Raw genomic sequence first — 24835 nt, 5'->3', positions numbered from 1 at the left:
CCACCTGTGGCTGGCAAGGCAGATGAAAGGCCACCGATGTCCATACCCCAACAGGGCGGCGGCCCGATCGAACGTCCCGAACAGCTGGTCGAATATATCGCGTCGGGCGAAAAACCCCGGCAAGACTGGCGGATCGGCACCGAGCACGAAAAATTCGGCTATCGACACTCCGACCTGATGCCGCTGCCCTATGAGGCGCCTGCCGGTCAGCCCTCGGTCAAGGCCATGCTGGATGGCCTGCGCGAACGGTTCGGCTGGACCCCGGTGCTTGAGGCAGGCAAAATCATCGGGTTGGAACGCAACGGCGCCAATGTCAGCCTGGAACCCGGCGGCCAGTTGGAGCTTTCGGGCGCACCGCTGGAAACCATCCACCAAACCTGCGACGAGGTGAACCAACATCTGGCCGAGGTCCGCGCCGTCGCCGACGAATTGGGCGCCGGTTTTATCGGCCTTGGCGCCGCACCAATCTGGACACAGGACCAGATGCCGATGATGCCCAAGGGCCGTTACCGGCTGATGACCGACTACATGGGCCGGGTCGGCACGCTGGGCACGCAGATGATGTACCGCACCTGCACGGTACAGGTGAATCTGGACTTCGCCAGCGAAACGGACATGGCGCAGAAGCTACGGGTGGCGCTGGCCTTGCAGCCGGTGGCGAATGCGCTGTTTGCCAATTCGCCGTTCCTGGACGGCAAGCCGAACGGCTGGAAAAGCTGGCGGGCGCATATCTGGCAAAACCTCGACGATGCGCGCACCGGTATGCTGCCCTTTGCCTTCGAGGAGGGCTTCGGTTACGAACGCTGGGTCGATTACGTGCTCGATGTGCCGATGTATTTTGTCTATCGCGACGGCAAGTACATCGACGCGCTGGGGCAAAGCTTCCGCGATTTCATGCAAGGCAAACTGCCCGCCCTGCCCGGCGAAATCCCGACGCTGTCGGATTGGGCCGATCACCTGACCACCGTTTTTCCCGAAGCCCGCGTCAAGAAATTCATCGAGATGCGCGGTGCGGACGGCGGCCCCTGGCGGCGGCTTTGCGCGCTGCCGGCACTTTGGGTCGGGCTGCTTTACGACCAGTCGGCGCTGGATGCGGCCTGGGATCTGGTCAAGGCTTGGGATGCAGAGACGCGCGAGGCATGGCGGCAAGGCGCGGGGCGCTTTGCGCTGGATGCCGAGGTGAACGGCCTGCGGATCCAGGATCTGGCGCGCGAAGTGCTGGCGATCTCGGAAGCCGGGTTGAAGGCGCGGGCGCAGGTCGGCTCCGGCGGGCTGGTCCCGGACGAGACGCATTTCCTGAACACGCTCAAGGAGAGTGTCGACACCGGGATGGTTCCCGCCGACGAACTTTTGGCAAAGTATCAAGGCGAATGGGCTGGCGATCTGAGCCGCATCTATTCCGAATACTCTTATTGAAAAAGGGCCGGGTGAACCCCGGCCCGTTTCGCATCAGCTTTGCAGTTCGTTCGGTTCGTTGCGGCTTTGCATGAACTGGTCGAACTCGGCCTTGTCCTTGGCTTCGCGCAGCTTTTGCAGGAAGTCGAGGAACTCGCGATGCTCATCCTCCAACCGCTTCAGCGTCTCTTCGCGATAGGCATCGAAGGCGATGTTGCCCGTCGGCGCCGCGAAACCGCGGCTATTGCTGTGACGGTGATGATGATGGCGGTGGCGGCAGGAAAACATGCGTTTGCTCCAAATCATGTAGCCCAGAACGGCAAGGCCCAAGGGCCAGCAGGCGATAAAGGCTAGGATCATTGCGGCGATCCATGCGCCCTTCCCGCGTTCATCCAGCCAGTCCCGGATACCGGCAAGCATCGCGCCAAGCCGATCAAGGACGGAGGGGCGCGGGGCGATGTCAGTGTTCATTGCGGTCCCTTTCCGATGTAAATGTTAATCACATTTACATAAATAGAGCATAGCGACTCGTGTTCAAGAGATCAGGCGAAAATTTTTGGTCGGGGTCGTTCTAATCGGAGATCACGCCCAGCCCGCGCAGATAAATCAGCGCACCGCTTTCCAGCATATCCGCCGCCGAGATCGGGGAACGAGAGCCGGGCTTGCCGCGGCCGAACAATTCGACGACGCCATGGCTTAGCGACCAGATATGATCGGCGACCATGCCCGGCGGCGGGCGGCGACTGTGGGGCAGTTGCGCAAACAGCGCCTCGGCCCCACGCACCAGAACGCCGCGTGCGCGTTCTGAAGCCTGCGACAGTCCGGCATTGCCGGCAATTGAAAGACCGGATTCGAACATGGCCATGTATGATCCGCGGCGCTCGGCGGCGAAATTCAGGTATTCCTGCCCCATACGCAAAAAAGCGGTCAGCGGACGCGGTCGCCCCTCGTCAAAGGCTGCCTCAAGACGGTCGGCAAATTCCACAAACCCTTGCCTGGCAACTTCTTCCAGCAATTCCTCACGCCCGGTAAAGTGGCGATAGGGAGCGGCTGCGCTGACGCCGGCCAGTCGAGCGGCCTCGGCCAGGGTAAATGCCTGCGGACCTTTTTCCTCGATCAACTGCACCGTTGCCTCGACCAAGGCCTGACGCAGGTTGCCATGATGATAAGATGTTCGGGCCATGTCCGGCCCTTACATGCCTTCGCCGAAGTAATCCTCGACCAAGGCGGTCAGCGCGTCGGCCAATTCCCGCGCCTGCGCGCCCCTTGTGATGACGCGAATCGCACTGCCGCGCGGCGCAGCCAGCATCAACAGCCCCATAATCGAATCACCCGAGACGCTGATGCCGTCCTTTTCAACGGTAGCGCGGGCATCGAATCGCTCTACCGTTTCGACGAATTTCGCGCTGGCCCGCGCATGCAGGCCCTTTTCGTTGATGATCGCCAATTCGCGGGTGACGGCCCCGTTGGTCATGTCATTCATGAAGCGGCACGTTTCGGGATGGGAAGCACATCGGCAGGCAATACGTCATAGCTGTTGATGTACTTTCGGCCCGCATCCTTGGCCAGCGATACCGCGTCAGCGACGGGCAATTTGCGCGATTTAGCCAGTTTGACCAACATCGGCAGGTTCGCGCCATAAAGAATCGAGCGATTCCGCATCGCACAGGCCATCAAAGACAGGTTCGAAGGGGATCCTCCGAACAGATCCGTGACCACGACCACGCCGTCACCCGAATCGACCGCGTCGGCGGCGGCGCAGATTTCGGCCTGCTTTTCGCCCCGATCATGGTTTTCCTCGATCGCAACGGCCTTGATCCCGGTCTGCGGTCCTACCACATGTTCGACCGCCGAGAGATATTCCCTGGCAAGGCCCCCATGCGCCACGATTACAATCCCGATCAATTCGCTCCACCACGCACCAGCCGTTCACCTTTGCGCCAAAGCTGTGCGAGAGGCCCTCATATGGCCATCATCCCCAGGTGCCGGCGCCTTTTCACGGCGTTCAAGTTCCCGATGTCTAATTGACACCTGCCAGCCTGCTTTCGCAAGCGCATCAGCCATTTTTTCCGCCATTGTGACAGAACGGTGTCTACCCCCGGTGCAGCCGAAGCCGATCGCCAGGTGGGCCTTACCCTCTTCCAGATGGGCAGGCAGGGTAAAAAGTGCAAGATCCCGCACCCTGCCGAAGAACTCTTCGAACCGCGAATCGGCCATCACATAGTCCTGAACCGGCGCATCTCGGCCATCCAAGGGTCGAAGCTCGGGCCGCCAATGCGGATTTGCCAGAAAGCGGCAATCGAACATCATGTCGACCCCGCGCGGCACCCCGCGTTTGTAAGAGAAGGACTGCACCGACACGGTCAGCCGCCGCCCGGGTTCGGTCTCGAACCAGCGGGACAACTCCGCCTTCAGGTCGTGAGGCGACAGTTCGGAGGTATCTACCAGCACATCGGCACGGGCGCGAATCGGGGCCAGCATGTCCCGCTCGGCCCGGATCGCATCCAGCGGAGAGCCCTCGGCCCGCAGCGGATGCCGACGGCGGGTTTCATTGAACCGCCGCAAAAGCTGTTCGGTCGCGCAGTCGAGAAACAGCACTTCGGGCGCATATTCCGGCAGGCGGGTCAACCGGTCGATCAACTCGATCAGGTTGGCCACCGAAAAATCGCGGTTGCGCACATCAAGCCCCAAAGCCAGGGGCACAGGCCGCGGCGGCCCGTCCAGCAACCGCGGAATCAGCGACAAGGGCAGGTTGTCGATGGCCTCATAACCCAGATCCTCCAGCACGTTGATGGCTGTCGAACGGCCGGCGCCAGAGGGGCCGGTAATCAAAACCAGCCGCTGTGCCTGCTCATCGTGACTATCCATCGCGCTTATCGCCTCTGGCATAGTTTGGTTTACCCTTCCGTGTCCGCCCGACCCGCGACAAGATATTGCATCAGTATTGATGCAAGATGAATACGGCCGGAACCAAGGACAAGGGGCACCGAACTGCCTAGAAGGTCAAGCCGGCGGTGGGGCGGCAGGCGCTCGGGTTCGGGGCGCCCTAGATCGACCGCCAAGGCCAGTTCGACCGGCCCATACGGCTGGGCATGCAGAATTCCGACACCTCGCGCCTCGATCCGGCCGCGAATCGTATCCGGCGAGTCGGCGATGATTCGTGGCCCCGCACTGCGCAGCACCGTGCGGTCATCGGCCACAAGCATCGCACCATTGGCCATCATCTCGAACGCTAGCGTGGATTTACCCGCACCCGACGGTCCCAGGATCAGCAGTCCCCTGCCCCAATGGGCGATGCAGCTTGCATGCAGGATCATGGCGGTCCTTTCCAACTGCCGAATCGCCCCGGTGGCCGATATCGGTCGCGCTATCTTTGTGACGAATCCATTAAGCCAAGGCCACGTGCTGACAAATGATTGCGCTAACTATGTGTGATTGCGCTAACCCTGCCAATAAGTGCGCTTTCGCCCGGGAAATGCCGTGTTATAGGACGCGCAACGGCCGGTTGCCGGCCCGGAATTCTAGCAGGAGCACAGCTGCCATGACCCAACCGCGCGTCAACCCGAATTGCCGTCTCGAAGACCAGGGGATCACGGGCCTCGGCGAGGTTCACTATAACCTGCTTGAACCGGCGTTGGTCGAGGCGGCCCTGCAGCGCGGTGAAGGCAAGCTTGGCCTTGGCGGCACTTTCCTGGTCTCGACCGGCGCGCATACCGGCCGCTCGCCCAAGGACAAGCACGTCGTACGCACCCCCTCGGTGGAAAACACCATCTGGTGGGAAAACAACAAGCCGATGGAGCCCGAAGCCTTTGACCGGCTTCATGCCGATATGCTGGAGCATATGAAAGGCAAGGACTATTTCGTTCAGGACCTCTATGGCGGCGCTGATCCTGCGTTGCGCCTTGATGTTCGGGTCGTGACAGAACTGGCATGGCACGGGCTTTTCATCCGCCACTTGCTGCGCCGCCCCGAGGCCGCGGAACTGGCCAGCTTCATGCCCGATTTCACCATCATCAACTGCCCTAGCTTCAAGGCCGACCCGGCGAAACACGGCTGCCGTTCGGAAACCGTCATCGCGCTGAACTTCGACAAGAAGCTGATTTTGATCGGCAATACCGCCTATGCCGGCGAGAACAAAAAATCGGTCTTTACGCTGCTCAACTACATCCTGCCGGAAAAGGGCGTGATGCCGATGCACTGCTCGGCCAACCACGCCTTGGACAATTCCGACGACTCGGCGATCTTCTTCGGCCTGTCCGGCACCGGCAAGACCACGCTGTCGGCCGATCCTTCACGCACGCTGATCGGCGATGACGAGCATGGCTGGTCCGACCACGGCATCTTCAACTTCGAGGGCGGCTGCTACGCCAAGACCATTAATCTCTCGGCCGAGGCCGAGCCGGAAATCTACGCGACCTGCTCGAAGTTCGGCACCGTGATCGAGAACATGGTCTACAACCCGGACACGCTGGAACTCGACTTCGAGGACAACTCTCTTACCGACAACATGCGTTGCGCCTATCCGCTGGATTACATCTCGAATGCCTCCGCCACATCGGTGGGCGGGCAGCCGAAGAACGTGATCATGCTGACCTGCGACGCCTATGGTGTGCTGCCCCCCATCGCACGCCTCACGCCGGCGCAGGCAATGTATCACTTCCTGTCGGGCTTCACCTCCAAGACCCCGGGCACCGAGGTCGGTGTGACTGAACCCACGCCAACCTTCTCGACCTGCTTCGGTGCCCCCTTCATGCCGCGCCGCCCCGAGGTCTATGGCAAGCTCTTGCAGGAAAAGATCGCCCAGACCGGCGCAACCTGCTGGCTGGTCAACACGGGCTGGACCGGCGGCGCGTTCGGCACCGGCAAGCGCATGCCGATCAAGGCCACGCGGGCCCTGCTGACCGCTGCACTGGACGGTTCGCTGAACAAGGTCGAGTTCCGCAAGGATCCGAACTTCGGCTTTGAGGTTCCTGTCTCGGTCCCGGGTGTCGAGGACAAGCTGCTCGATCCGCGCCAGACTTGGACGGATGCCGAGGCCTATGATACCCAATCCCGCAAGCTTGTCGGCATGTTCAGTGACAACTTCGCGCAATATGCTGACAAGATCGACGACGACGTGCGCGCCGCAGCTATCGGCTAAGGCAATCAATCAGAAAATGATGCAAGGGCGGTCCACGCAGCCGCCCTTTTCCTTGATGCAAGGTTGGTGGGGGGCTTTGCGCCCCCGACAGCCTACCGGCTGTCTCCCCCGCAGGATATTTCGGCACGAAAGAAGGATCGACGGCGACTCGACCATGCTTCTTTCGTGTTCAAATATCCTGGGGGAGCGCGGAACGCGCGGGGGCAAAGCCCCCTCTTACCGACGTACCCGTCGACGCTTTTGCGACCGCTTGATCTCTGCCAGCCGGGCTTGCGTGGCGCGCTTGCGCAGTGGCCCCTTGCCACGCCCCCCCATCGTCGCACCTTGTGGCAAGGGCCGCCCTTCGACCTCCAGAAGTTCCAGCATCAGCCCACCGGTCAGCGGAACCGCTTCGGACAGGCGGACCGTCACGCGCTGGCCGATGCCGATCTCCAGCCCAGTCTCGGAGCCCATCAGCACTTGGGCATTCGGGTCGTAGTGGAAATATTCGCGGCCGATCTCGCGAATGGGTAAAAGCCCGTCTGCCCCCGTTTCATCCAATCGCACGAAGGCGCCGAATTTCTGCACGCCACTGACGCGTCCGGTGAACTCGGCCCCCACCCGATCCGCCAGATAGGCTGCCAGATAGCGGTCGGTCGTATCGCGTTCCGCCGCCATCGAACGGCGCTCGGTTTCGCTGACATGCTGCGCGGTTTCGGAAAGCATTTCGACTTCCTGCGCCGAAAGTCCGTCGTTACCCCACTTGTGCCCCATGATCAGCGCGCGATGCACGATCAGATCGGAATAGCGCCGGATGGGCGAGGTGAAATGTGCATAGGACCGCAGGGCCAGTCCAAAATGGCCGAAATTTTCGGGGTGATAATAGGCCTGCTGCATCGAGCGCAGCGCAGTCATATTGATCAGTTCGTCAAATTCGGAACCCTCGGCCTGTTCCAGCAGCCGGTTCAGGTGTCGGGTTTGCAGCACCTGCCCCTTGGCGAGCGTAAAGCCTGAAGCTTCCGCCACCTCGCGCAGCGCATCGAGCTTTTCTACCGTCGGCTCCTCATGCACGCGATAGAGCAGCGGCCGGCGCAGGCGTTCCAGCTCTTCTGCGGCAGCGACGTTGGCCAGCACCATGAATTCTTCGATCAGCCGGTGCGCGTCGTAGCGTTCGCGGAAATTCACCGATTTCACCCGGCCGTCGGCGGTCAGCACGATCTTGCGCTCGGGCAGGTCCAGTTCCAGCGGCTGACGCCGGGCCCGGGCGGCCTTGAGCAACTCGTAGGCAGCCCACAGCGGGCGGATCGCGCTGTCCAGCAGCGGCGCGGTTTGCTCATCGGGGTTGCCATCCGCCGCCGCCTGCGCCTGTTCATAGCTCAGGCTTGCGGCTGATCGCATGATGCCGCGATGGAAACTGTGCCCGGTCTTGTTGCCCTGCGCGTCCAATCGCATCCGAACGGCAATCACCGGCCGATCCACGCCCTGATGCAGCGAGCACAGGTCGCCTGACAGGATATCGGGCAGCATCGGCACCACCCGGTCGGGGAAGTAGGTGGAGTTGCCCCGCTTTCTCGCCTCGCGGTCCAGCGCCGAGCCCGGTCGGACGTAATGCGCAACATCCGCAATGGCGACCCAGATGTCGACGCCGCCGTCCTCGCGGGTTTCGGCCGCGACCGCATCGTCGTGATCGCGCGCATCCGACGGGTCGATGGTGATCAGGGCCAGATGGCGCAGGTCCTCGCGGCCCTTCATCGTGGCGGGATGGGCGGCATCGGCCTCGGCAATGACTTCGTCGGGAAAATCGTCCGGGATGCCGTGCTGGTGGATGGCGATCAGGCTGACGGCCCTGGGTGCCGACGGGTCGCCCAGCCGCTCGACGATACGGGCCACGGGCAGGCCCAGACGGCCGCGCGGACCAGCCTGTTCGGCCTCGACCAACTCGCCGTTTTTCGCGCCATGGACATCGGCCGGGCGCACCTGCCATTCCTTGTCCTGTCCCTTGTCGATAGGCAGGATGCGGCCGCCCGCCTCGGTCCCGCCGGCGCTGGCGCGGAAAATGCCAACGATACGGTGCTGCACCGTGCCGATACGGCGGATCAGCCGGGCCTGATAATCGTGATCCTCACCCCGGGTTTCGATCAGCCGCGCAAGAATGCGCTCGCCGGGGGCAAGGGCGGGATCGGACTTCAGTGCCGCATAGAGGATGCGCGGCACCGGGCCTTCGCCCTGCCATTCCAAGGGTTTGGCAAAAATATCGCCATCGCTGTCGGGCGCCAGCAACTGCACTACCGTCACCGGCGGCAGTCGCTCGGCATCGTGGTAATGGCGCCGCCGACGCTCAAGAAGCCCCTCGGCTTCCAATTCCTTGAGCAGGCGCTTCAGCTCGATCCGCTCAGCGCCCTTGATACCAAAGGCTTTGGCGATATCGCGCTTGGCTGTGGCGTCCGGGTGGGCGGACACCCAGTCGAGAATCTCTTGTCTGGAAGGTAGCTGTGCCATGGGCTTACGCTAGCACGCCGCCAAACGGGGCGGCAGGGGCAAAATCAGGCAGCCGGCAGGTGGATGAAGTCCGCAGCCTCGCGCAGGACGGGATCGGCCTCGGCCCCGGCACGGATCTGGGTGACGAAGTCCTTCCGCATGCGCGGCGTCCAGGATTCGTTGATATGCGCGGCCACCGCCTGGGCGGCCGGACGGTCGGGTTGCGTGGTAAAGAACTGCGCCATTTGGCTGGCCATGCGGATCAGTTTGGAATGGTCGTCGGACATGTTGCCTCAGCTTCCGGTGATGCGCCGGGGATGGGTGTAAAGATCGAAGCTTTCGCCACGTGCGCGGGCGATCAAGGTCAGGCCGGCCCGCTCGGCCCAGGCCAGCGCCAGTTCGGTGGGTGCGCTGGCGCCAATCAGAATCGGCGCACCGATGCGGGCAGCCTTTTGCACCAGATCCACCGACAGGCGCGAGGACATGACGATCGCGCCCTGCCCCGCCGCCACCTCGGCCCGCGCAAGGGCACCGGCCAGCTTGTCCAGCGCATTGTGCCGCCCGATGTCTTCACGGGTGATCGCGCGGGAACCGTCCCAAAAAGCCGCGCCGTGAATGGCCGGGGTTTCGCGCCGCAGGGTCTGGCCCCTCGACAAGGCCCGCATGGTGCGCGCGACATCCTCGGGTGGCATGCACCAGTCGGAAACCACCGGAACGATCTGCGGCAGCGCAGCGGCAATGCTGTCCACGCCGCAGAGTCCGCAGCCGACGGGGCCGATCATGCTGCGCCGCCGTTCGGCCAGTCGCGCCGCCAGACCGGGGCGCAGCCAAAGCCGCGCCTCGCGGGCGGGAAAGCCATCAGCCGAAACCTCGACCTCTTCGAAATCCTGAACATCCTCGGGACGGGCGATCAGCCCTTCGGTCAGGGCAAAGCCCAACGCGAAATCGCGCAGATCGCGCGGCGTCGCCATCAGCACCGCCTGGCTCATGCCGTCGATAACGATGGCGATCGGGCACTCCTCGGGTGCAGGCGGCGGCGCGACCTGTTGCCAGCCGCGCGCCTCCTGCCCGTTCCCGTCCCAACGCAAAACGCCGCTCAGATCCCGCATGCCATCACGCGTCTGGTCATTCCGCGGCAGTGGGCAGGATGCGGCGGGCGAGGTCGGAATGATGACGATACTCCTCTTGCCATTCCGACGGGCCGTTCGAGGGGCTGACCTGCACGGCGGTCACCTTGAATTCGGGGCAGTTCGTCGCCCAGTCGGAATTGTCTGTCGTGACCACATTGGCCTGAGTCGTCGGGTGATGGAAGGTGGTATAAACCACGCCCGGCGCCACACGCTCGGTAACTTCCGCGCGCAGGGTCGTTTCACCCGAACGAGAGGCCACACGCACCCAGTCGCCTTCGCGGATGCCGCGGTTCTCGGCATCTGAGGGGTGGATCTCCAGAATGTCCTCGGGGTGCCAGACCATGTTCTGGGTCCGCCGCGTCTGCGCGCCAACATTGTATTGCGACAAAATCCGCCCCGTGGTCAGCAAAAGCGGGAAGCGTGCGCCGGTGCGTTCCTCTGTCGCAATAAATTCGGTATGGACAAACCGACCCTTGCCACGCACGAAACCGTCGATATGCATGACCGGCGTGCCCAAGGGTGCCTTGTCGTTGCAGGGCCATTGCACCGAACCCTCGCGTTCAATCAGGTCAAAGCTGACGCCGGCGAAACTGGGCGTGGTCAGCGCGATCTCGGCCATGATCTCACGAGGATGGGTATAGGACCACGCGCCACCCATCCGGTTCGCCAGCATCTGGGTGATTTCCCAATCCTCATAACCGTTTTTCGGCGTCATGGCGCGGCGGACCATGTTGATGCGCCGTTCGGCATTGGTGAAAGTGCCGTTCTTTTCCAAAAAGCTGCAACCGGGCAGGAAGACATGCGCGTAGTTCGAGGTTTCGTTCAGGAACAGGTCCTGCACGATGACGATGTCCATCGCTTGCAGCGCCGAGGTCACATGCCGGGTGTCGGGATCGGATTGCACAATATCCTCGCCCTGGCAATAAAGACCCCTGAAGCGACCGGCCAATGCTTCGTCGAACATGTTGGGGATACGCAGGCCCGGCTCGGGCGACAGTTCCACCCCCCAGACCCGTTCATAGATCGCCCGCGCCTCGGGGTCCGAAACATGACGATAGCCCGGATATTCATTCGGGAAACTGCCCATGTCGCAAGAGCCCTGCACGTTGTTCTGGCCGCGCAGCGGGTTCACGCCGGTGCCGGGCTTGCCAATATTGCCCGTCATCATGGCAAGGTTCGCAATCGCCATCACCGTGGTCGAGCCTTGGGAATGCTCGGTCACGCCCAACCCGTAATAGATGCTGGCACGCGGCGCCGCAGCATAGGCGCGGGCGGCCTTACGGATCAGATCCGCGGGCACGCGAGAGTGTTTCTCGACCTCCTCGGGGTTGTGCCGCGGGTCCAGCAGGAATTCGGCATAGGTCAGGAACTCGTCCCAGTTGCACCGCTCGCGGATAAACGCCTCGTCATAAAGCTTCTCGGCCACGATCACCTGCGCCATTGAGGTCAGCACGGCGACATTGGTGCCGGGCCGCAGCGGCAGGTGCATCCCCTCGCCCATATGCGGGGACTTGAGCAGGTCGATCGCGCGCGGGTCGATGACGATCAACCCGGCCCCCTCACGCAGCCGCTTGCGCAGCCGGCTGGCAAAGACCGGGTGGCCGTCGGTCGGGTTGGCACCGATGACCAGCGCCAGATCGGTTTCCTCGACCGAATCGAAGTCATGCGTGCCCGCCGAGGTGCCGAACGTGGTCTTCAGCCCATAGCCGGTCGGCGAATGGCAGACGCGGGCGCAGGTGTCGGTATTGTTGTTGTGGAAAACCGCGCGGGCCAGCTTTTGCACCAGATAGGTTTCCTCGTTGGTGCAGCGCGACGAGGTGATGACGCCGATGGAATCGCGCCCGAAATCCTGCTGCGTCTGGCGCAACCGGCTGGCGGCAAAATCCAGTGCCTCGTCCCAGGACACCACCCGCCAAGGATCGGTGATCCGCTCGCGCAGCATCGGCTGGGTCTGACGCTCGCTGTGCGAGGCATAGCCCCAGGCGAAGCGGCCCTTGACGCAGCTATGACCGTGGTTGGCCTTGCCGTCCTTGCTGGGCACCATGCGCACGACTTCCTCGCCTCGCATATGCGCATCGAACGAACAGCCCACCCCGCAATAGGCGCAGGTCGTCTTGACGATATGCTCGGGTGTGCCGATCTCGATCACGTTGTTTTCGATCAGCGTGGCGGTGGGGCAGACCTGCACGCAGGCGCCGCAGCTTACGCAATCCGAACTCAGGAAACTGTCCGACGCCATGCCGGCCGAGACGCGGCTGTCGAACCCCCGCCCCTCGATGGTCAGGGCGAAGGTGCCCTGCACCTCTTCGCAGGCGCGCACGCAGCGCGAACAGACGATGCATTTCGCCGGATCGAAGGTGAAATAGGGGTTCGACTGGTCCTTGGGCCGGTATTCGGGGTTCGGCCCGTCGGCGTCGCGTCGGGCAAAATGGTTCTGGCCCGGCTCATAGCGCACTTCGCGCAGGCCGACGGCACCCGCCATGTCCTGCAATTCGCAATCGCCATTGGCTGCACAGGTCAGGCAGTCCAGCGGATGGTCGCTGATATACAGCTCCATCACCCCTTTGCGAACCTTGGCGACCTCATCGGTCTGGGTACGCACGACCATGCCTTCGGCCACCGGCGTGGTGCAAGAGGCCGGCAGGCCCCGCATCCCGTCGATCTGCACGACGCAAAGCCGGCAAGAGCCAAAGGCGCTGACATGATCGGTGGCGCAAAGTTTCGGCACCGAGATACCGGCGACGGCAGCCGCACGCATGACCGAGGTTCCGGCGGGGACCGACACCGCGATCCCGTCCACCAGCAGGTTCACGGTAACATCCGATTTGACCGCAGGGGTGCCCATGTCGCGGTCGGGAATGATGAAGTCCTTCATTCGGCGGCCTCCTTGCGGGGCTCGCGGCGCCCGCTGAAATCATCAGGGAAATGGGTCAGCGCGGACATGACCGGGAAAGGCGCAAAGCCCCCCAGCGCGCAAAGAGAACCCCATTTCATCGTGTTGCAAAGATCGGTGAGGATCGCGATCCCCTCCTCGTCGCCGGTCGCAATGCGGTCGATGGTCTCGACGCCCCGGATCGAGCCGATGCGGCAAGGCGTACATTTGCCGCAGCTTTCCACGGCGCAGAACTCCATGGCAAAGCGGGCAAGCTTCAGCATATCGGCAGTGTCGTCAAAGACGGTGATGCCGGCATGGCCCAGAAGCCCCTCTTTCCCGGCCAGTTCCTCATAGCCGAAAGGCACGTCGAAATTCCAATGCGGGATATACGAGCCCAGAGGCCCGCCAACCTGTGCCGCCTTGACCGGTCGACCCGAGGCAGTGCCGCCACCGATTTCGTTGACGATCTGCTCCAGTGACATGCCAAAGGCCGCCTCGAAAAGCCCGCCATATTTCACGTTGCCGGCCAGTTGGATCGGGATCGTGCCCTTTGAGCGTCCGATACCCAGTTTGGCATATTCCTCGGCTCCATGGCTCATGATCCATGGGACCGAGGCCAGCGAGATCACGTTGTTGACCACTGTCGGCCGACCCAGAAAACCCTCCAGCGCCGGGATCGGGGGTTTGGCCCGAACCACCCCGCGCTTGCCTTCCAAGCTGTTGAGCAGGCTGGTTTCCTCGCCGCAGACATAGGCGCCGGCACCGATCCGCACCTCCATGTCATAGGTATGGTGCGAGCCAAGCACCGACTGGCCCAGAATGCCCGCCTGCCGCGCCTTGCCGATTGCGGCCTCCATCAGCCGGATCGCATCCGGGTATTCGCTGCGGATATAGACATAGCCCTGCGCCGCGCCCACCGCGATGCCGGCGATCGCCATACCCTCGATCAGGGTCAGCGGATCGCCCTCCATCAGCATGCGGTCGGCAAAGCTGCCCGAATCGCCCTCGTCGGCATTGCAGACGATATATTTTCGCGGCGCTTTCGCGCCCGCCACGGTCTTCCACTTGATGCCGGTCGGAAAACCCGCGCCGCCACGGCCGCGCAGACCGGATTGGGTGACGTCTTCGACAATCCGCTCCGGCCCGATCTCGATGGCACGGCTCAGACCCACCAGCCCGCCATGCGCCTGATATTCCGAAACCGACAGTGGGTCGATTACGCCCACGCGGGCGAATGTCAGCCGTGTCTGCGCCTTCATCCAGGGCAGTTCCTCGACCGCCCCCAACGCCAGCGGATGCTCGCCATCGTTACGGATCGCCTCGGCGACCGAGGCCGCATCCTCGGGCGTGACCGGCCCATAGCCGTAGCGCACGCCATCGCGTTCGACCTCGACCAGAGGCTCCAGCCAGATCATGCCGCGCGTGCCGTTCCGCGTCACGGTGAATTCGCGCGCCAACGTATCGGCAACCTCATCGGCACCCAAAGCCCGTGCAGCGGCATCCAGGGGAACCCAGACCCTCATGCGCCCGCCTCCGCCACCAATTTCCGCACCTTGGCCAGATTGGCCCGACCGATCAGCCTCTCACCCATTTGCGCCGAAGGGGCGCAGGCACAAAGCCCCAGACAGAACACCGGCTCCAGCGTCAATCGCCCATCCGGCGTCGTCTCGTGCCAGTCGATCCCCAAAGCAGCGCGCACCTCCTCGGCCAGCGCATCGGCCCCCATCGACTGGCAAGCCTCGGCCCGACACAGGCGCAAAACATGCCGTCCGTTAGGATGGTCGCGGAAATCATGATAGAAACTTACCACGCCATAGACCTCGGCCCGGGTCATGCCCAAGGCTTCTGCGATCACCGGCTGCGCATCTTCGGGAATATGCCCCCACTCGGCCTGCACATCGTGCAAAAGCGGCAAAAGCGGCCCCTCGCGGCCCTTGTGGGCTGCGATGATTTCATCAAGGCGCAAAAGAAAATCAGCATCAATCGCTGGCGGTATCATGGCTGGGTCGATCCGGGCTTACCTGTTTGTCCCAGATTAGAGCCCCGCGATAGACAGAACAATCGTGATATGTCGTTTATCTATCGAAAGTATCAATCGAAGAGACGATGCGGATCAGCGCCTCGACCAGCGGCGGATGCGGTTCACGCCGTGCAACGACCAGCCCGACCACATGCCCGTCGCCAGTCAGATCACGCGCCCGAACCCCGGGGGGCAGCGGGAGGCCACGCGCCAGGGCCTTGGGCAGGATGGCGGCCCAATCGCCTGTCGCGACATGCGACAGAATCGCCAACATCGAAGTCGATTCGACACGAGGGGCAGCATCCGCCCCGGCCTCGACCAGATGGCGGGTGACGATGCGACGATTCTGCATGTCGGGGGTCAGCAGGCACAGCGGGCGGGTGGCCGTCTCGGCCCAGTCCACCGGGCCATCCAGTTCGCTACGGTCGATCAGGCAATAGGTTTCGCGGAAAAGCGGCAGGCTCTGCACCCGGCCCAAATGCTCGCTGTCCAGATAGGTCACACCCGCATCCAGTTCCAAGGCCTCGATCTGGTCGCGAATCTCGTCCGAACTGCGCGACAGGATGGAAACTCCGGCGTTGGGATGACGCCGCAGAAAAGGCCCGGTCAGTTCGGCGATACGCGGCATGGCGGTCGGAATCACGCCGATACGCAACCGGCCGGAAACCCCCTTGCGACTGGCCAGCATCTCGGCCTGCATGGCGCGGGCGTCGGCAACGATGCGCCGGGCCCAGCCCAGCACACGCTCGCCCTCGGGCGTCAACCCCTGGAAACGCGAGCCGCGCCTGACCAACTGCACGCCCAACTGGTCCTCGAGCGCGCGAATGGCAGATGACAGGGTGGGCTGGGTGATGCCCAGCGATTCGGCGGCACGACCGAAATGCTTTTCGCGCGCCAAGGCCATGAACATCGCCAGCCGGTCGATCACGCGTCACCTCCCCGTCCGGTTTCTTCGTTGTCCAAATACCCCGGGGGGACGCTCTGCCTGCCCCATCAAGGGGCAGGCAGAGCGGGGGGCAGAGCCCCCGCGCCCGCAGTTCAGACGATCTCGACGGCGTATTTCTCGATCACGGTATTCGCCAGCAAGCCTTCGCACATGCGCGCCACCTCGGCCCTCGCCGCCTCGGTGTCCGAAGCCGCTAGGTCCAGCTCGATCACCTTGCCCTGGCGCACACCCGTAACGCCTTGGAATCCAAGACCGCCGAGCGCGTGTCGGATCGCCTCGCCCTGGGGATCCAGAACGCCGTCCTTCAGCATGATGGTAACACGGGCTTTCATCGGCGGGCCTTTCAGTTAATCAGCGTCGGTTTGGTCAGCGAGGTGGTATTGGCGGGCATCAGGCCCAGCCGGCGCGCCACCTCGGTATAGGCGTCGGTCAGATTGCCCAGGTCACGGCGGAACACGTCCTTGTCCAGCTTCTGCCCGGTCTTGACGTCCCACAGCCGGCAACTGTCGGGGCTGATCTCATCTGCGACCACGAGCCGCATGAAATCGCCATCCCAGATGCGGCCGATCTCGATCTTGAAGTCGATCAGCTTGATCCCGGCGCCGAAGAACACGCCCGACAGGAAATCGTTTACCCGCAGCGCGAGGCTCACGATGTCGTCCAGATCCTGCTGGCTCGCCCAGCCAAAGGCGATGACATATTCCTCGGAGACGAAGGGATCGCCCAACTCGTCGTTCTTGAAGCTGTATTCGACGATCGGGCGGGGCAGCGGAGTGCCCTCTTCGATGCCCAGCCGCTTGGCGATCGACCCCGCGGCGAAATTACGCACGATCACCTCAAGCGGGATGATCTCGACCTGACGGATCAGTTGCTCGCGCATGTTGATGCGGCGGATGAAGTGGTTCGGCACGCCGATATTCGTCAGCCCGGTCATGAAGAATTCGGACAGGCGGTTGTTCAGCACGCCCTTGCCCTCGATGGTGGCCTTTTTCTGGGCGTTGAAGGCAGTGGCGTCATCCTTGAAGTATTGGATGAGCGTGCCGGGCTCGGTGCCTTCGTAAAGGATCTTGGCCTTGCCTTCGTAGATTTTCTTGCGCCTTGGTGCCATGCTGCGCGTCTCCCGTCCGCAAGGTGACAATCTTTATGCGGCTATAGGCCAGAAACGGGGTCATGGGCAATACGGGCTTGCGATGGCACGGCTGCATGCGCATATCCTTTGCAGTATTCACGGAATAAACCCAAGCCGGAGGCCGCCATGACCACCTTTGACGACCGCGAGCGCGCGCATGAGGCGAAATTCGCCCATGATGCGGAACTGAACTTCAAGGCCGAGGCTCGGCGCAACCGCCTGTTGGGCGAATGGGCGGCCGGCCTGCTGGGCAAAACGGGCGACGATGCCCGCGCCTATGCGCTGACCGTGGTCAAGTCGGATTTCGATGAGCCGGGCGACGACGACGTGCTGCGCAAGCTGACGTCCGATCTGGCAGGCAAGGCCGACGAAGACACCATCCGCGCCAAGATGACCGAGTTGCGCGTCACCGCGCGCGAGCAGATCGCCAGCGAACGCTGAGCTTTCGCAAGATTGCGACGCCCCGGATCATGGGGCGTCGCACATCCCTGACCGGCCTTTCAGGCCGCGGCGGCTTCGACGCGCGGATAAAGCCGCCACATGGTCAGCCCGCGCAAAGCATTCAGCCCCATCAGCGCCGCCCATAGCCCGTGGTTGCCCAGGACCGGCGGCAACACCACCACCAGCACGGCATAGATACCCACGGCAATCAGCATGGCATTGCGCATTTCGCGGGTGCGTGTGGCGCCGATGAAAATACCATCCAGCATCCATGGGGCAATGCCGATCAGCGGCGCGGCGACCAGCCATGGCAGGAAATGCCGCGCCTCGGCCCGCACCTCGGGCGAGGTTGTCAAAAGATCGATGATCGCCGGTCCCGCCAGCAGGAACACCGCCGATAAAAGCGCCGCCCCTGCAACCCCCCAGACCGAGGTCAACATGGCCGCGCGCCGCAACCGGTCGAGCCGGCGCGCACCCACGGCCTGTCCGACCAGCGATTCGGCGGCAAAGGCGAAACCGTCCATCCCGTAGGCAACGATGGAGAGAAATTGCAGCAACACCTGATTGGCGGCCAGGGTCACGTCGCCCTGCCCCGCCGCCATGAACATGAAAGTGGTGAACGAACCTTGCAACAGCACGGATCGAATCAGGATGTCACCGTTCACGCGGGCCAATTCCTCGATCCGTTCGCGGGCGAACAGGCCGGTGCGCTGAATAGCCGCATACAGGGCATGGCGCGCGAACCACAGCCCCAGCGCCAACCCCGACCACTCTGCGATCAGCGTCGCCCCGGCGACTCCGCGCACGCCCCATCCCAGTCCCAGCACGAACCACAGGTCCAAAAGGACGTTCAGCCCGTTCATCAGAAGTTGCAGCACCAGAACCGAGCGTGTCCGCTCGGTCGCGATCAGCCAGCCGGTGATCGCATAAAGCGAGATGGTGGCGGGCGCCCCCCAAATCCGCATCGCCAGATACTGCCGCGCCAGAACCTCGACCCCGTCCGAAGCAGGTGCAAGCCGAAAGGCACCGGCAAACAGCAGGCCTTGCAGCAAGATAAACGTCAGACCCGCCGCCAGCCCGATCCCCAGTGCGCGCAACAGATGCGCACCGGATTCGCCGTCGTCGCCGGCACCATGTGCCTGCGCCACCAGACCCGAGGTCCCCATGCGCAGGAAGCCGAAAATCCAATAGATCGAAGTCAGGATAACCGCGCCCAGCCCCACCGCACCGATGGGTGCGGCCTCGCCCAACTGGCCGATGACGCCGGTATCCACCGCGCCCAGAATCGGGATCGTCGCATTCGACAGCACCACCGGCAGAGCGATGGCCAGGACGCGGCGGTTCGATATCCCGGCCTCGGCCCGGCCCGTCCGTGCCTCAACCATCCTGCGGCATCAGGAAATGCCCGGTGGCCTGGGCAAACAGCTTTTGGCGCTGATCCTGCCAGGCTTCGACATGCACACTGGCATAGCGCCGCCCCGAACGCACCACACGCGCGCGCGCATAGGCGTCGCGCGGCAGGCCAGATCGCAGGTAATCCACAGTAAAATCAATGGTTTTTGGTAGGCGCGGCATGCTTTCGGGCACGGCGGCGTCGGGGGCGATGCGGCCTTGCTCCATATCCTCCCAGATCGCGGTCCAGGTCAGCTCAACGATGGCGGTGACCTCCAGAAAGGCCGCCGTCACCCCGCCGTGGATCGCGGGCAGCATGGGATTGCCGATCAGCTTTTGATCAAAGGGCAGCACCGCGGTCAATTCGTCCCCGCGCCGGTCGAAACCGATGCCCAGCCAGCGGATATAGGGCACGCTTGTCACCAGCGCATTCAGCGTATTGTTGCGTCGCGACTTGATGGCGTCGAGAGGTTCGTTGCGGGGGGACATGTCACCTCTCGACAGTAAAAGCGCCGGTGGCAGAGGCCACGGGAAGGGATTCGTCGTCATCCATCGCCCACGCCCGGACAAAGGCGACCGAGCGGGTGATATGATAGCAGGTCGCCTTGGCCCGGATGGTCTGACCCGGGGTGGCCGCGCGCATGTAGTCGATGCGCAAGTCGATGGTCGCGGTCAGGCGCGCACCTGCCCGATGCGCCATCACCGCCGCCCCGCCGCAGGTATCCATCAGCGCGGAAATCACCCCGCCATGGATCACCCCGCTGCGCGGATCGCCGACCAAATCCTCGCGCCAGGGCAACGAGATCTCGGCCCCATCGGGTGAAAGCTGGTCAAGGCTCATGCCCAGTGCCCGGGCATGGGGAATCATTTCGATGAACTGACGCGCAATGCGCCGACGTTGTTCTAGATCGTCCTCGGACGACGGATCGGTCATGCCCCTGGCCTCCGGCTTGGCTGCGGTCGGCAATGGTAGCACCCCGCGATCCGCAGGCAAGCCCGCCCCGACCAATGGTTGAGTTTGGTTCGCCCCCGCGCTAGGCTGCCGTGCATCCGCAGCATAGAGTTCATTCGATGTCCGATAACGAATACATTGGCTTCAAGGAAATGTGCGCACGGTTCGACGTGACGCCCCGAACGCTGCGTTACTACGAATACATAGAATTGCTCAGCCCGCGCAAGGAAGGCCGTTCACGCTTTTATGGCCCGCGCGAAATGGCCCGGATGAAGCTGATCCTGCGCGGCCGGCGCTTTGGCTTTTCACTGGAAGACATCCGGCAATGGCTGCTGATCTATGGGGAAAAGGGCACGGGCGAGCAATATCGCGTCTGGATCGAACTGGCCGACCGACAGCTTGAGGTCCTGCGCCAGCAACGCGCCGAATTGGAAGCCTCGATGGCTGAACTGCTGGCCCTGCGCAACGAAACGGCAGCACTTCTTGACAAAATGGGACCTGCCGAGGGCGCTGAAGAGGCCAGCTGACAAGGGCTGAGATCGACGCTGACGCCACGTTCCCCCTTACGCGAACGTCAACTCGCCCTATATTCCCGACAGGTGAATGTGCCAGAGGGAAGAGCCGGCCATGGACGACGATCTGTTGACCATCCGCCAGATGTGCGACGCATTCGACGTTACGCCGCGGACGTTGCGGTTTTATGAATCCCGCGAATTGCTGTTTCCGCAGCGCCGCGGCCAACACCGGCTTTACGGCCGCGCCGACCGTGCACGGCTGATCCTGATCCTGCGCGGCAAGCGCTTTGGCTTTTCGCTGGAACAGATTCGCCAGTTGCTGGAACTTTACGATCCGGCCGAACGCAATATCACCCAGACCGAGGCCACCCTCGCCACCGCCCGCGACCGGCTTGCCGACATGGAACGGCAGCAACGCGAATTGGCCGAGGCCATCGCCGAACTGCGCCAGCAGATCGCCGAGGGCGTGGTCTCCCTGCAGAAACTGAAATCCGAAGCCTGACGGCAAAGCCCCTGGGAGGGACCGATGACCACCTATTCCGCCCCCGTCCGCGACATGCAATTCGTCCTGCATGACGTGCTCGACATCTCGAACCAGGACCTCGCCGGCTATGGCGAGCTTGACCGCGACTTCACCCAGGCGGTGCTGGAAGCCGCCGGCAAACTGGCCTCCGAGGTGCTGGCGCCACTGAACGCCGTCGGCGACCGCGAAGGCTGCAAGCTGGAAAACGGCGTGGTTCATACGCCCCGGGGTTTCGCGCAAGCCTTCGAACAGATGCGCGAGGGCGGCTGGACCGCGCTCGACTGCGATCCCGAATACGGCGGCCAGGGCATGCCCTATGTGATCGGCCTTGCGGCCGGCGAGATGTTCTCGGCCTCGAACATGGCCTTCGCCATGTATCAGGGCCTGACCCATGGCGCCTATTCCGCCATCCATGCCCACGGCACCGACCAGCAAAAGACCACTTATCTGCCCAAGATGGTCAGCTGCGAATGGACCGGCACCATGAACCTGACCGAGCCGCATGCCGGCACCGATCTGGGCCTTTTGCGCACCAAGGCCGAGCCGCAGGATGACGGCAGCTACCTGATTACCGGGCAAAAGATCTTTATTTCGGCCGGCGATCACGACATGTCCGAAAACGTGATCCATCTGGTGCTAGCAAAAGCTCCCGGCGGCGGAGAGGGCACCAGGGGGATCTCGCTGTTCATCGTGCCGAAATTCCTCGTGAACGAGGACGGATCGCTGGGCCAGCGCAACAACCTTTCGGTCGGCAATCTCGAAGAAAAGATGGGCATTCATGGCAATGCCACCTGCGTGATGAACTATGACGGCGCGAAAGGCTGGCTTCTGGGTGAAGCCCACAAGGGCATGCGCGCCATGTTCACCATGATGAACGAGGCCCGGATCGGTGTCGGCCTGCAAGGTTATTCCGTGGCCGAGGCCGCCTATCAGAACGCGCTCCTCTATGCCCGCGAGCGACTGCAGGGCCGCTCGGTGACGGGGGACGAAAATCCCTCGGGTCCTGCCGATCCGCTGATCGTGCACCCCGACATCCGCCGCAACCTGATGGACCAGAAAAGCTTTCTGGAAGGCGCGCGAGCTCTGGCGTTCTGGGGGGCTTACCTGATCGACCGCGCCGTGCTGGCGGATGACAAAGAGGCGCATGGCCTCGTTTCGCTGCTGACCCCGGTAATCAAGGGCTTTTTGACCGACAAGGGCTTCGACGTGGCCGTGCAGGCCCAGCAGATCTTTGGCGGCCACGGCTATATCGAGGAACAGGGCATGTCGCAGTTCGTCCGCGACGCCCGCATCGCCATGATCTACGAAGGCGCAAACGGCGTGCAGGCGCTGGACCTGGTCGGCCGCAAGCTTGCAGCCGAAGGCGGCAAGCCGATCATGGCCTTCTTCGAAATGGTCAAACAGATCATCAAGGAGCATGAAGGCGATACCGCCCTCAAGGCCGATTTCCTCGACCCGCTGAAAGAGGCGTCGAAAGATCTGCAATCTGCGGCGATGTTCTTCATGGAGCAGGGTATGAAGAACCCCAACGCGGCGCTCGCGGGCTCTTACGATTTCATGCATCTCTTCGGCCATGTGGCCCTGGGACTGATGTGGACCCGAATGGCCGTAGCAGCCAAGGCGGCCCTGGCGGCCGGCACCGACGATCCTGTTTTCCATGAAACCAAGCTTGCAACCGGGCGCTATTACATGGCGCGGCAACTGCCGATCACCACCACGCATCTTGCACGCATCCGCTCGGGCGCCGAGCCGGTCATGGCCTTGACGGCAGAACAGTTCTGAAATGGGCAAGGCGCGCGCCAGGCGGCAAGGTCGCATGGGTATTTGGACAACGAAGAAATCGGCTGGTTGCGCCCCGGCCACCCCCACCGTTCCGGCGGGAAAGGTTTTGGCCAGATGACCGGGGCGACTTCTCCGTTGGCGGTCATCGGCTCCCCAGCCTGTACCGCAGCTTCGACTCTAAACGGAGCAAGTTAAGATAATCTTAAGTCACGTCTTCGTTGTAAAAATACCCATTGCGGCAGCGAACTCAGGCGCCGCGTCAAAGAAAGAGGGATGACATGACAGCCCAGCTTCATTGCTTCGGAGAATCCGGCCATTCCTATAAGGTGGCGCTGATGATGCAGTTGACGGGCTATCCTTGGCAGCCCGTATTTGTGGACTTTTTCGGCGGCGCCACGCGCGGCGCGGCCTATCACGCGATCAACGAGATGGGCGAAGCACCGGTCTTTATCGAGGACGGTCAGGTGCTGACTCAGTCTGGCGTGATCCTGCTGCATCTGGCCGAAAGGACCGGGCGCTTCATCGAAGAAGACCGCAGCGAAATCCTGCGTTGGCTGTTCTGGGACAACCACAAGGGCTCGTCACAATTCGGAACCCAGCGGTTCCTGATGAACTTCCTGCCGCCCAAGAAACGCCCCGCCAAGGTCATCGCCTGGCTGCAGGGGCGCTGCAAGGCGGCGCTCCGCACCTTGGACGGACATCTTGCAGGCCGTGATTGGCTGGCGGGGGATCGCCCTACCATCGCCGACCTGTCCTGCTGCAGCTATCTCTATTACCCCGAGCCCTTCGGCTTCGATCGCGCCGAGTGGCCCCATATCGATGCCTGGCTAAGCCGCATTCAGGCGCTGCCCGGCTGGAAACACCCTTATGATCTGATGCCCGGAAACCCTGCGGACCGGGCCGCGAAGGAGGACGCATGACCGAAGCCTATATCTATGACGCCGCCCGCACCCCGCGCGGCAAGGGCCGCCCCGACGGCAGCCTGCACGAAGTCACCTCGGTCGCGCTTTCGGCCCGGTTGCTGAATGCGGTCAAGGAACGCAACGGGCTGGAAGGCCACGCGGTCGAAGACGTGATCTGGGGCAATGTCACCCAGGTCAAGGAACAGGGCGGCTGCCTCGCCCGCTCAGCGGTTCTGGCATCCGATCTTGACGAGTCTATTCCGGGCCTTGCCATCAACCGTTTCTGCGCCTCGGGGATGGAGGCGGTGAACCTGGCCGCCAACCAGATCAAGGGCGGTGCGGGCCAGGCCTATATCGCCGGTGGCGTCGAAATGATGGGCCGGGTGGCAATGGGCAGTGATGGCGCCGCAATCGCCGTGGACCCCAGCCTGACCTTCAAAACCTACTTCGTGCCGCAGGGCATCAGCGCCGATATCATTGCCACCGAATACGGCTTTTCGCGCGAGGATGCCGACCGGCTTGCGGTCGAAAGCCAACGCCGCGCTGCGGTCGCCTGGCAGGAAAACCGTTTTGCCAAATCCATCGTGCCAGTGAGCGACCAGAACGGGCTGACCATCCTTGACCGCGACGAATATATGCGCCCCGGCACCGCGCTTGAGGATCTGGCGAAGCTGAAAGCCAGCTTCAAGGAAATGGGCGAAACGATGCCCGGATTCGACAAGGTGGCGATGCTGAAATACCCGCATCTCGACCATATCGACCACATCCACCATGCCGGCAACAGTTCGGGCATCGTGGACGGCGCTGCAGCCATCCTGATCGGCAACGAAGAATTCGGCAAGGCCCATGGGCTGAAGCCGCGTGCCCGTATCCGCGCCACCGCCAAGATCGGCACCGATCCCACGATCATGCTGACTGGCCCGGTCCCGGTGACGGAAAAGATCCTGCGCGACAGCGGCATGGCGATCAGCGACATTGATCTTTTCGAGGTCAACGAGGCATTCGCCGCGGTCGTGCTGCGCTTCATGCAAGCTTTCCAGGTTGACCCCGGTATCGTCAACGTTAACGGCGGCGCGATCGCCCTTGGCCATCCGCTGGGTGCGACCGGCGCCATCATCATCGGCACTCTGCTCGACGAACTCGAGCGGCAGGACAAGACCGTGGGCCTCGCCACGCTCTGCATCGCGTCCGGCATGGGCGCGGCCACCATCATCGAGCGCGTCTGACGGAGGAGGG

Annotated in this window: 26 protein-coding genes; 8 read left to right on the top strand and 18 right to left on the bottom strand. The window is 63.0% G+C overall.

The window, feature by feature from the left end:
- Positions 1-36 precede the first annotated feature (36 nt).
- Positions 37-1416: a glutamate--cysteine ligase gene (locus JWJ88_RS13455; RefSeq protein WP_205296303.1), complete on the top strand. Its 1380-nt coding sequence runs from the start codon at positions 37-39 to the stop codon at positions 1414-1416.
- A 33-nt stretch (positions 1417-1449) separates the two neighbouring features.
- On the opposite strand, the gene JWJ88_RS13450 is transcribed toward JWJ88_RS13455, so the two are convergent.
- The 6 genes from JWJ88_RS13450 to JWJ88_RS13425 form a co-directional block, all read right to left on the bottom strand.
- Positions 1450-1866, bottom strand: coding sequence for a DUF2852 domain-containing protein (locus tag JWJ88_RS13450; protein ID WP_205296302.1), 417 nt, complete (start codon positions 1864-1866; stop codon positions 1450-1452).
- 100 nt (positions 1867-1966) lie between these two features.
- Complete coding sequence (locus JWJ88_RS13445; RefSeq protein WP_205296301.1) at positions 1967-2578, bottom strand: TetR/AcrR family transcriptional regulator; 612 nt, start codon at positions 2576-2578, stop codon at positions 1967-1969.
- 9 nt (positions 2579-2587) lie between these two features.
- A complete protein-coding gene (locus JWJ88_RS13440; RefSeq protein ID WP_205296300.1) occupies positions 2588-2878 on the bottom strand; it encodes an HPr family phosphocarrier protein in 291 nt (96 codons plus the stop codon).
- On the bottom strand, positions 2875-3300 hold the full coding sequence (locus JWJ88_RS13435) for a PTS sugar transporter subunit IIA (RefSeq protein WP_205296299.1): 426 nt from the start codon (positions 3298-3300) through the stop codon (positions 2875-2877). Before JWJ88_RS13435 ends, JWJ88_RS13440 begins: the two co-directional genes overlap by 4 nt.
- Positions 3301-3324: 24 nt before the next feature.
- Positions 3325-4284, bottom strand: coding sequence for an RNase adapter RapZ (gene rapZ, locus JWJ88_RS13430; protein ID WP_205296298.1), 960 nt, complete (start codon positions 4282-4284; stop codon positions 3325-3327).
- A gap of 8 nt (positions 4285-4292) precedes the next feature.
- Positions 4293-4712: an HPr kinase/phosphorylase gene (locus JWJ88_RS13425; RefSeq protein WP_205296297.1), complete on the bottom strand. Its 420-nt coding sequence runs from the start codon at positions 4710-4712 to the stop codon at positions 4293-4295.
- A gap of 224 nt (positions 4713-4936) precedes the next feature.
- Between JWJ88_RS13425 and JWJ88_RS13420 the strand changes: the two genes are divergently transcribed.
- On the top strand, positions 4937-6535 hold the full coding sequence (locus JWJ88_RS13420) for a phosphoenolpyruvate carboxykinase (protein ID WP_205296296.1): 1599 nt from the start codon (positions 4937-4939) through the stop codon (positions 6533-6535).
- A 216-nt stretch (positions 6536-6751) separates the two neighbouring features.
- Here JWJ88_RS13420 and rnr read toward each other — a convergent pair whose 3' ends face one another.
- The 9 genes from rnr to purC form a co-directional block, all read right to left on the bottom strand.
- Entirely contained in the window at positions 6752-9013 is a 2262-nt protein-coding gene (gene rnr / locus JWJ88_RS13415; RefSeq protein ID WP_205296295.1) for a ribonuclease R, read from the bottom strand.
- A 44-nt stretch (positions 9014-9057) separates the two neighbouring features.
- Positions 9058-9279, bottom strand: coding sequence for a formate dehydrogenase subunit delta (locus tag JWJ88_RS13410; RefSeq protein WP_205296294.1), 222 nt, complete (start codon positions 9277-9279; stop codon positions 9058-9060).
- A 6-nt stretch (positions 9280-9285) separates the two neighbouring features.
- Positions 9286-10101, bottom strand: coding sequence for a formate dehydrogenase accessory sulfurtransferase FdhD (gene fdhD / locus JWJ88_RS13405; protein WP_205296293.1), 816 nt, complete (start codon positions 10099-10101; stop codon positions 9286-9288).
- A 16-nt stretch (positions 10102-10117) separates the two neighbouring features.
- Positions 10118-12997 carry a formate dehydrogenase subunit alpha gene (fdhF, locus tag JWJ88_RS13400; RefSeq protein WP_205296292.1) on the bottom strand — a complete coding sequence of 960 codons (2880 nt, stop codon included), beginning with the start codon at positions 12995-12997 and terminating at the stop codon, positions 10118-10120.
- Complete coding sequence (locus tag JWJ88_RS13395) at positions 12994-14520, bottom strand: formate dehydrogenase beta subunit (protein WP_205296291.1); 1527 nt, start codon at positions 14518-14520, stop codon at positions 12994-12996. The genes fdhF and JWJ88_RS13395 overlap by 4 nt, the downstream gene beginning before the upstream one ends.
- Positions 14517-14996, bottom strand: coding sequence for a formate dehydrogenase subunit gamma (locus tag JWJ88_RS13390; protein WP_205296290.1), 480 nt, complete (start codon positions 14994-14996; stop codon positions 14517-14519). Before JWJ88_RS13390 ends, JWJ88_RS13395 begins: the two co-directional genes overlap by 4 nt.
- A 76-nt stretch (positions 14997-15072) precedes the next feature.
- Positions 15073-15945 (bottom strand): LysR family transcriptional regulator, encoded by an 873-nt coding sequence (locus JWJ88_RS13385; RefSeq protein WP_205296289.1) that lies wholly within the window; start codon positions 15943-15945, stop codon positions 15073-15075.
- 110 nt (positions 15946-16055) lie between these two features.
- Positions 16056-16295, bottom strand: coding sequence for a phosphoribosylformylglycinamidine synthase subunit PurS (purS, locus tag JWJ88_RS13380; RefSeq protein WP_205296288.1), 240 nt, complete (start codon positions 16293-16295; stop codon positions 16056-16058).
- 11 nt (positions 16296-16306) lie between these two features.
- On the bottom strand, positions 16307-17071 hold the full coding sequence (gene purC, locus JWJ88_RS13375; RefSeq protein WP_205296287.1) for a phosphoribosylaminoimidazolesuccinocarboxamide synthase: 765 nt from the start codon (positions 17069-17071) through the stop codon (positions 16307-16309).
- 147 nt (positions 17072-17218) lie between these two features.
- On the opposite strand from purC, the gene JWJ88_RS13370 reads away from it, so the two are divergent.
- Positions 17219-17533: a DUF1476 domain-containing protein gene (locus tag JWJ88_RS13370; RefSeq protein WP_205296286.1), complete on the top strand. Its 315-nt coding sequence runs from the start codon at positions 17219-17221 to the stop codon at positions 17531-17533.
- 59 nt (positions 17534-17592) lie between these two features.
- Here JWJ88_RS13370 and JWJ88_RS13365 read toward each other — a convergent pair whose 3' ends face one another.
- Genes JWJ88_RS13365 through JWJ88_RS13355 form a run of 3 tightly spaced genes read right to left on the bottom strand, consistent with a single transcriptional unit; the run spans position 17593 to position 19859 of the window.
- On the bottom strand, positions 17593-18918 hold the full coding sequence (locus JWJ88_RS13365; RefSeq protein WP_205296285.1) for an MATE family efflux transporter: 1326 nt from the start codon (positions 18916-18918) through the stop codon (positions 17593-17595).
- On the bottom strand, positions 18911-19414 hold the full coding sequence (locus JWJ88_RS13360; protein WP_205296284.1) for a PaaI family thioesterase: 504 nt from the start codon (positions 19412-19414) through the stop codon (positions 18911-18913). Before JWJ88_RS13360 ends, JWJ88_RS13365 begins: the two co-directional genes overlap by 8 nt.
- Position 19415: 1 nt before the next feature.
- The gene (locus tag JWJ88_RS13355; protein WP_205296283.1) at positions 19416-19859 is read right to left on the bottom strand and encodes a PaaI family thioesterase; all 444 of its coding nucleotides are present in this window, start codon (positions 19857-19859) and stop codon (positions 19416-19418) included.
- A gap of 137 nt (positions 19860-19996) precedes the next feature.
- Between JWJ88_RS13355 and JWJ88_RS13350 the strand changes: the two genes are divergently transcribed.
- The 5 genes from JWJ88_RS13350 to JWJ88_RS13330 all read left to right on the top strand — a co-directional run bounded on the left by JWJ88_RS13350 (position 19997) and on the right by JWJ88_RS13330 (position 24825).
- A complete protein-coding gene (locus tag JWJ88_RS13350) occupies positions 19997-20404 on the top strand; it encodes a MerR family transcriptional regulator (protein ID WP_205296282.1) in 408 nt (135 codons plus the stop codon).
- 100 nt (positions 20405-20504) lie between these two features.
- A complete protein-coding gene (locus JWJ88_RS13345; RefSeq protein WP_205296281.1) occupies positions 20505-20894 on the top strand; it encodes a MerR family transcriptional regulator in 390 nt (129 codons plus the stop codon).
- Between the two features lie 24 nt (positions 20895-20918).
- Positions 20919-22697, top strand: coding sequence for an acyl-CoA dehydrogenase C-terminal domain-containing protein (locus tag JWJ88_RS13340; protein ID WP_205296280.1), 1779 nt, complete (start codon positions 20919-20921; stop codon positions 22695-22697).
- Positions 22698-22975: 278 nt separating this feature from the next.
- A complete protein-coding gene (locus JWJ88_RS13335; protein WP_205296279.1) occupies positions 22976-23617 on the top strand; it encodes a glutathione S-transferase family protein in 642 nt (213 codons plus the stop codon).
- Positions 23614-24825 carry an acetyl-CoA C-acetyltransferase gene (locus tag JWJ88_RS13330; protein ID WP_205296278.1) on the top strand — a complete coding sequence of 404 codons (1212 nt, stop codon included), beginning with the start codon at positions 23614-23616 and terminating at the stop codon, positions 24823-24825. The genes JWJ88_RS13335 and JWJ88_RS13330 overlap by 4 nt, the downstream gene beginning before the upstream one ends.
- Positions 24826-24835: the final 10 nt, after the last annotated feature.

This window comes from Paracoccus methylovorus (assembly GCF_016919705.1).
GTDB classification, from domain to species: domain Bacteria; phylum Pseudomonadota; class Alphaproteobacteria; order Rhodobacterales; family Rhodobacteraceae; genus Paracoccus; species Paracoccus methylovorus.
The sequence above is the reverse complement of the archived record's forward strand: the minus strand, read 5'-3'. Positions and strand labels throughout refer to the sequence as shown.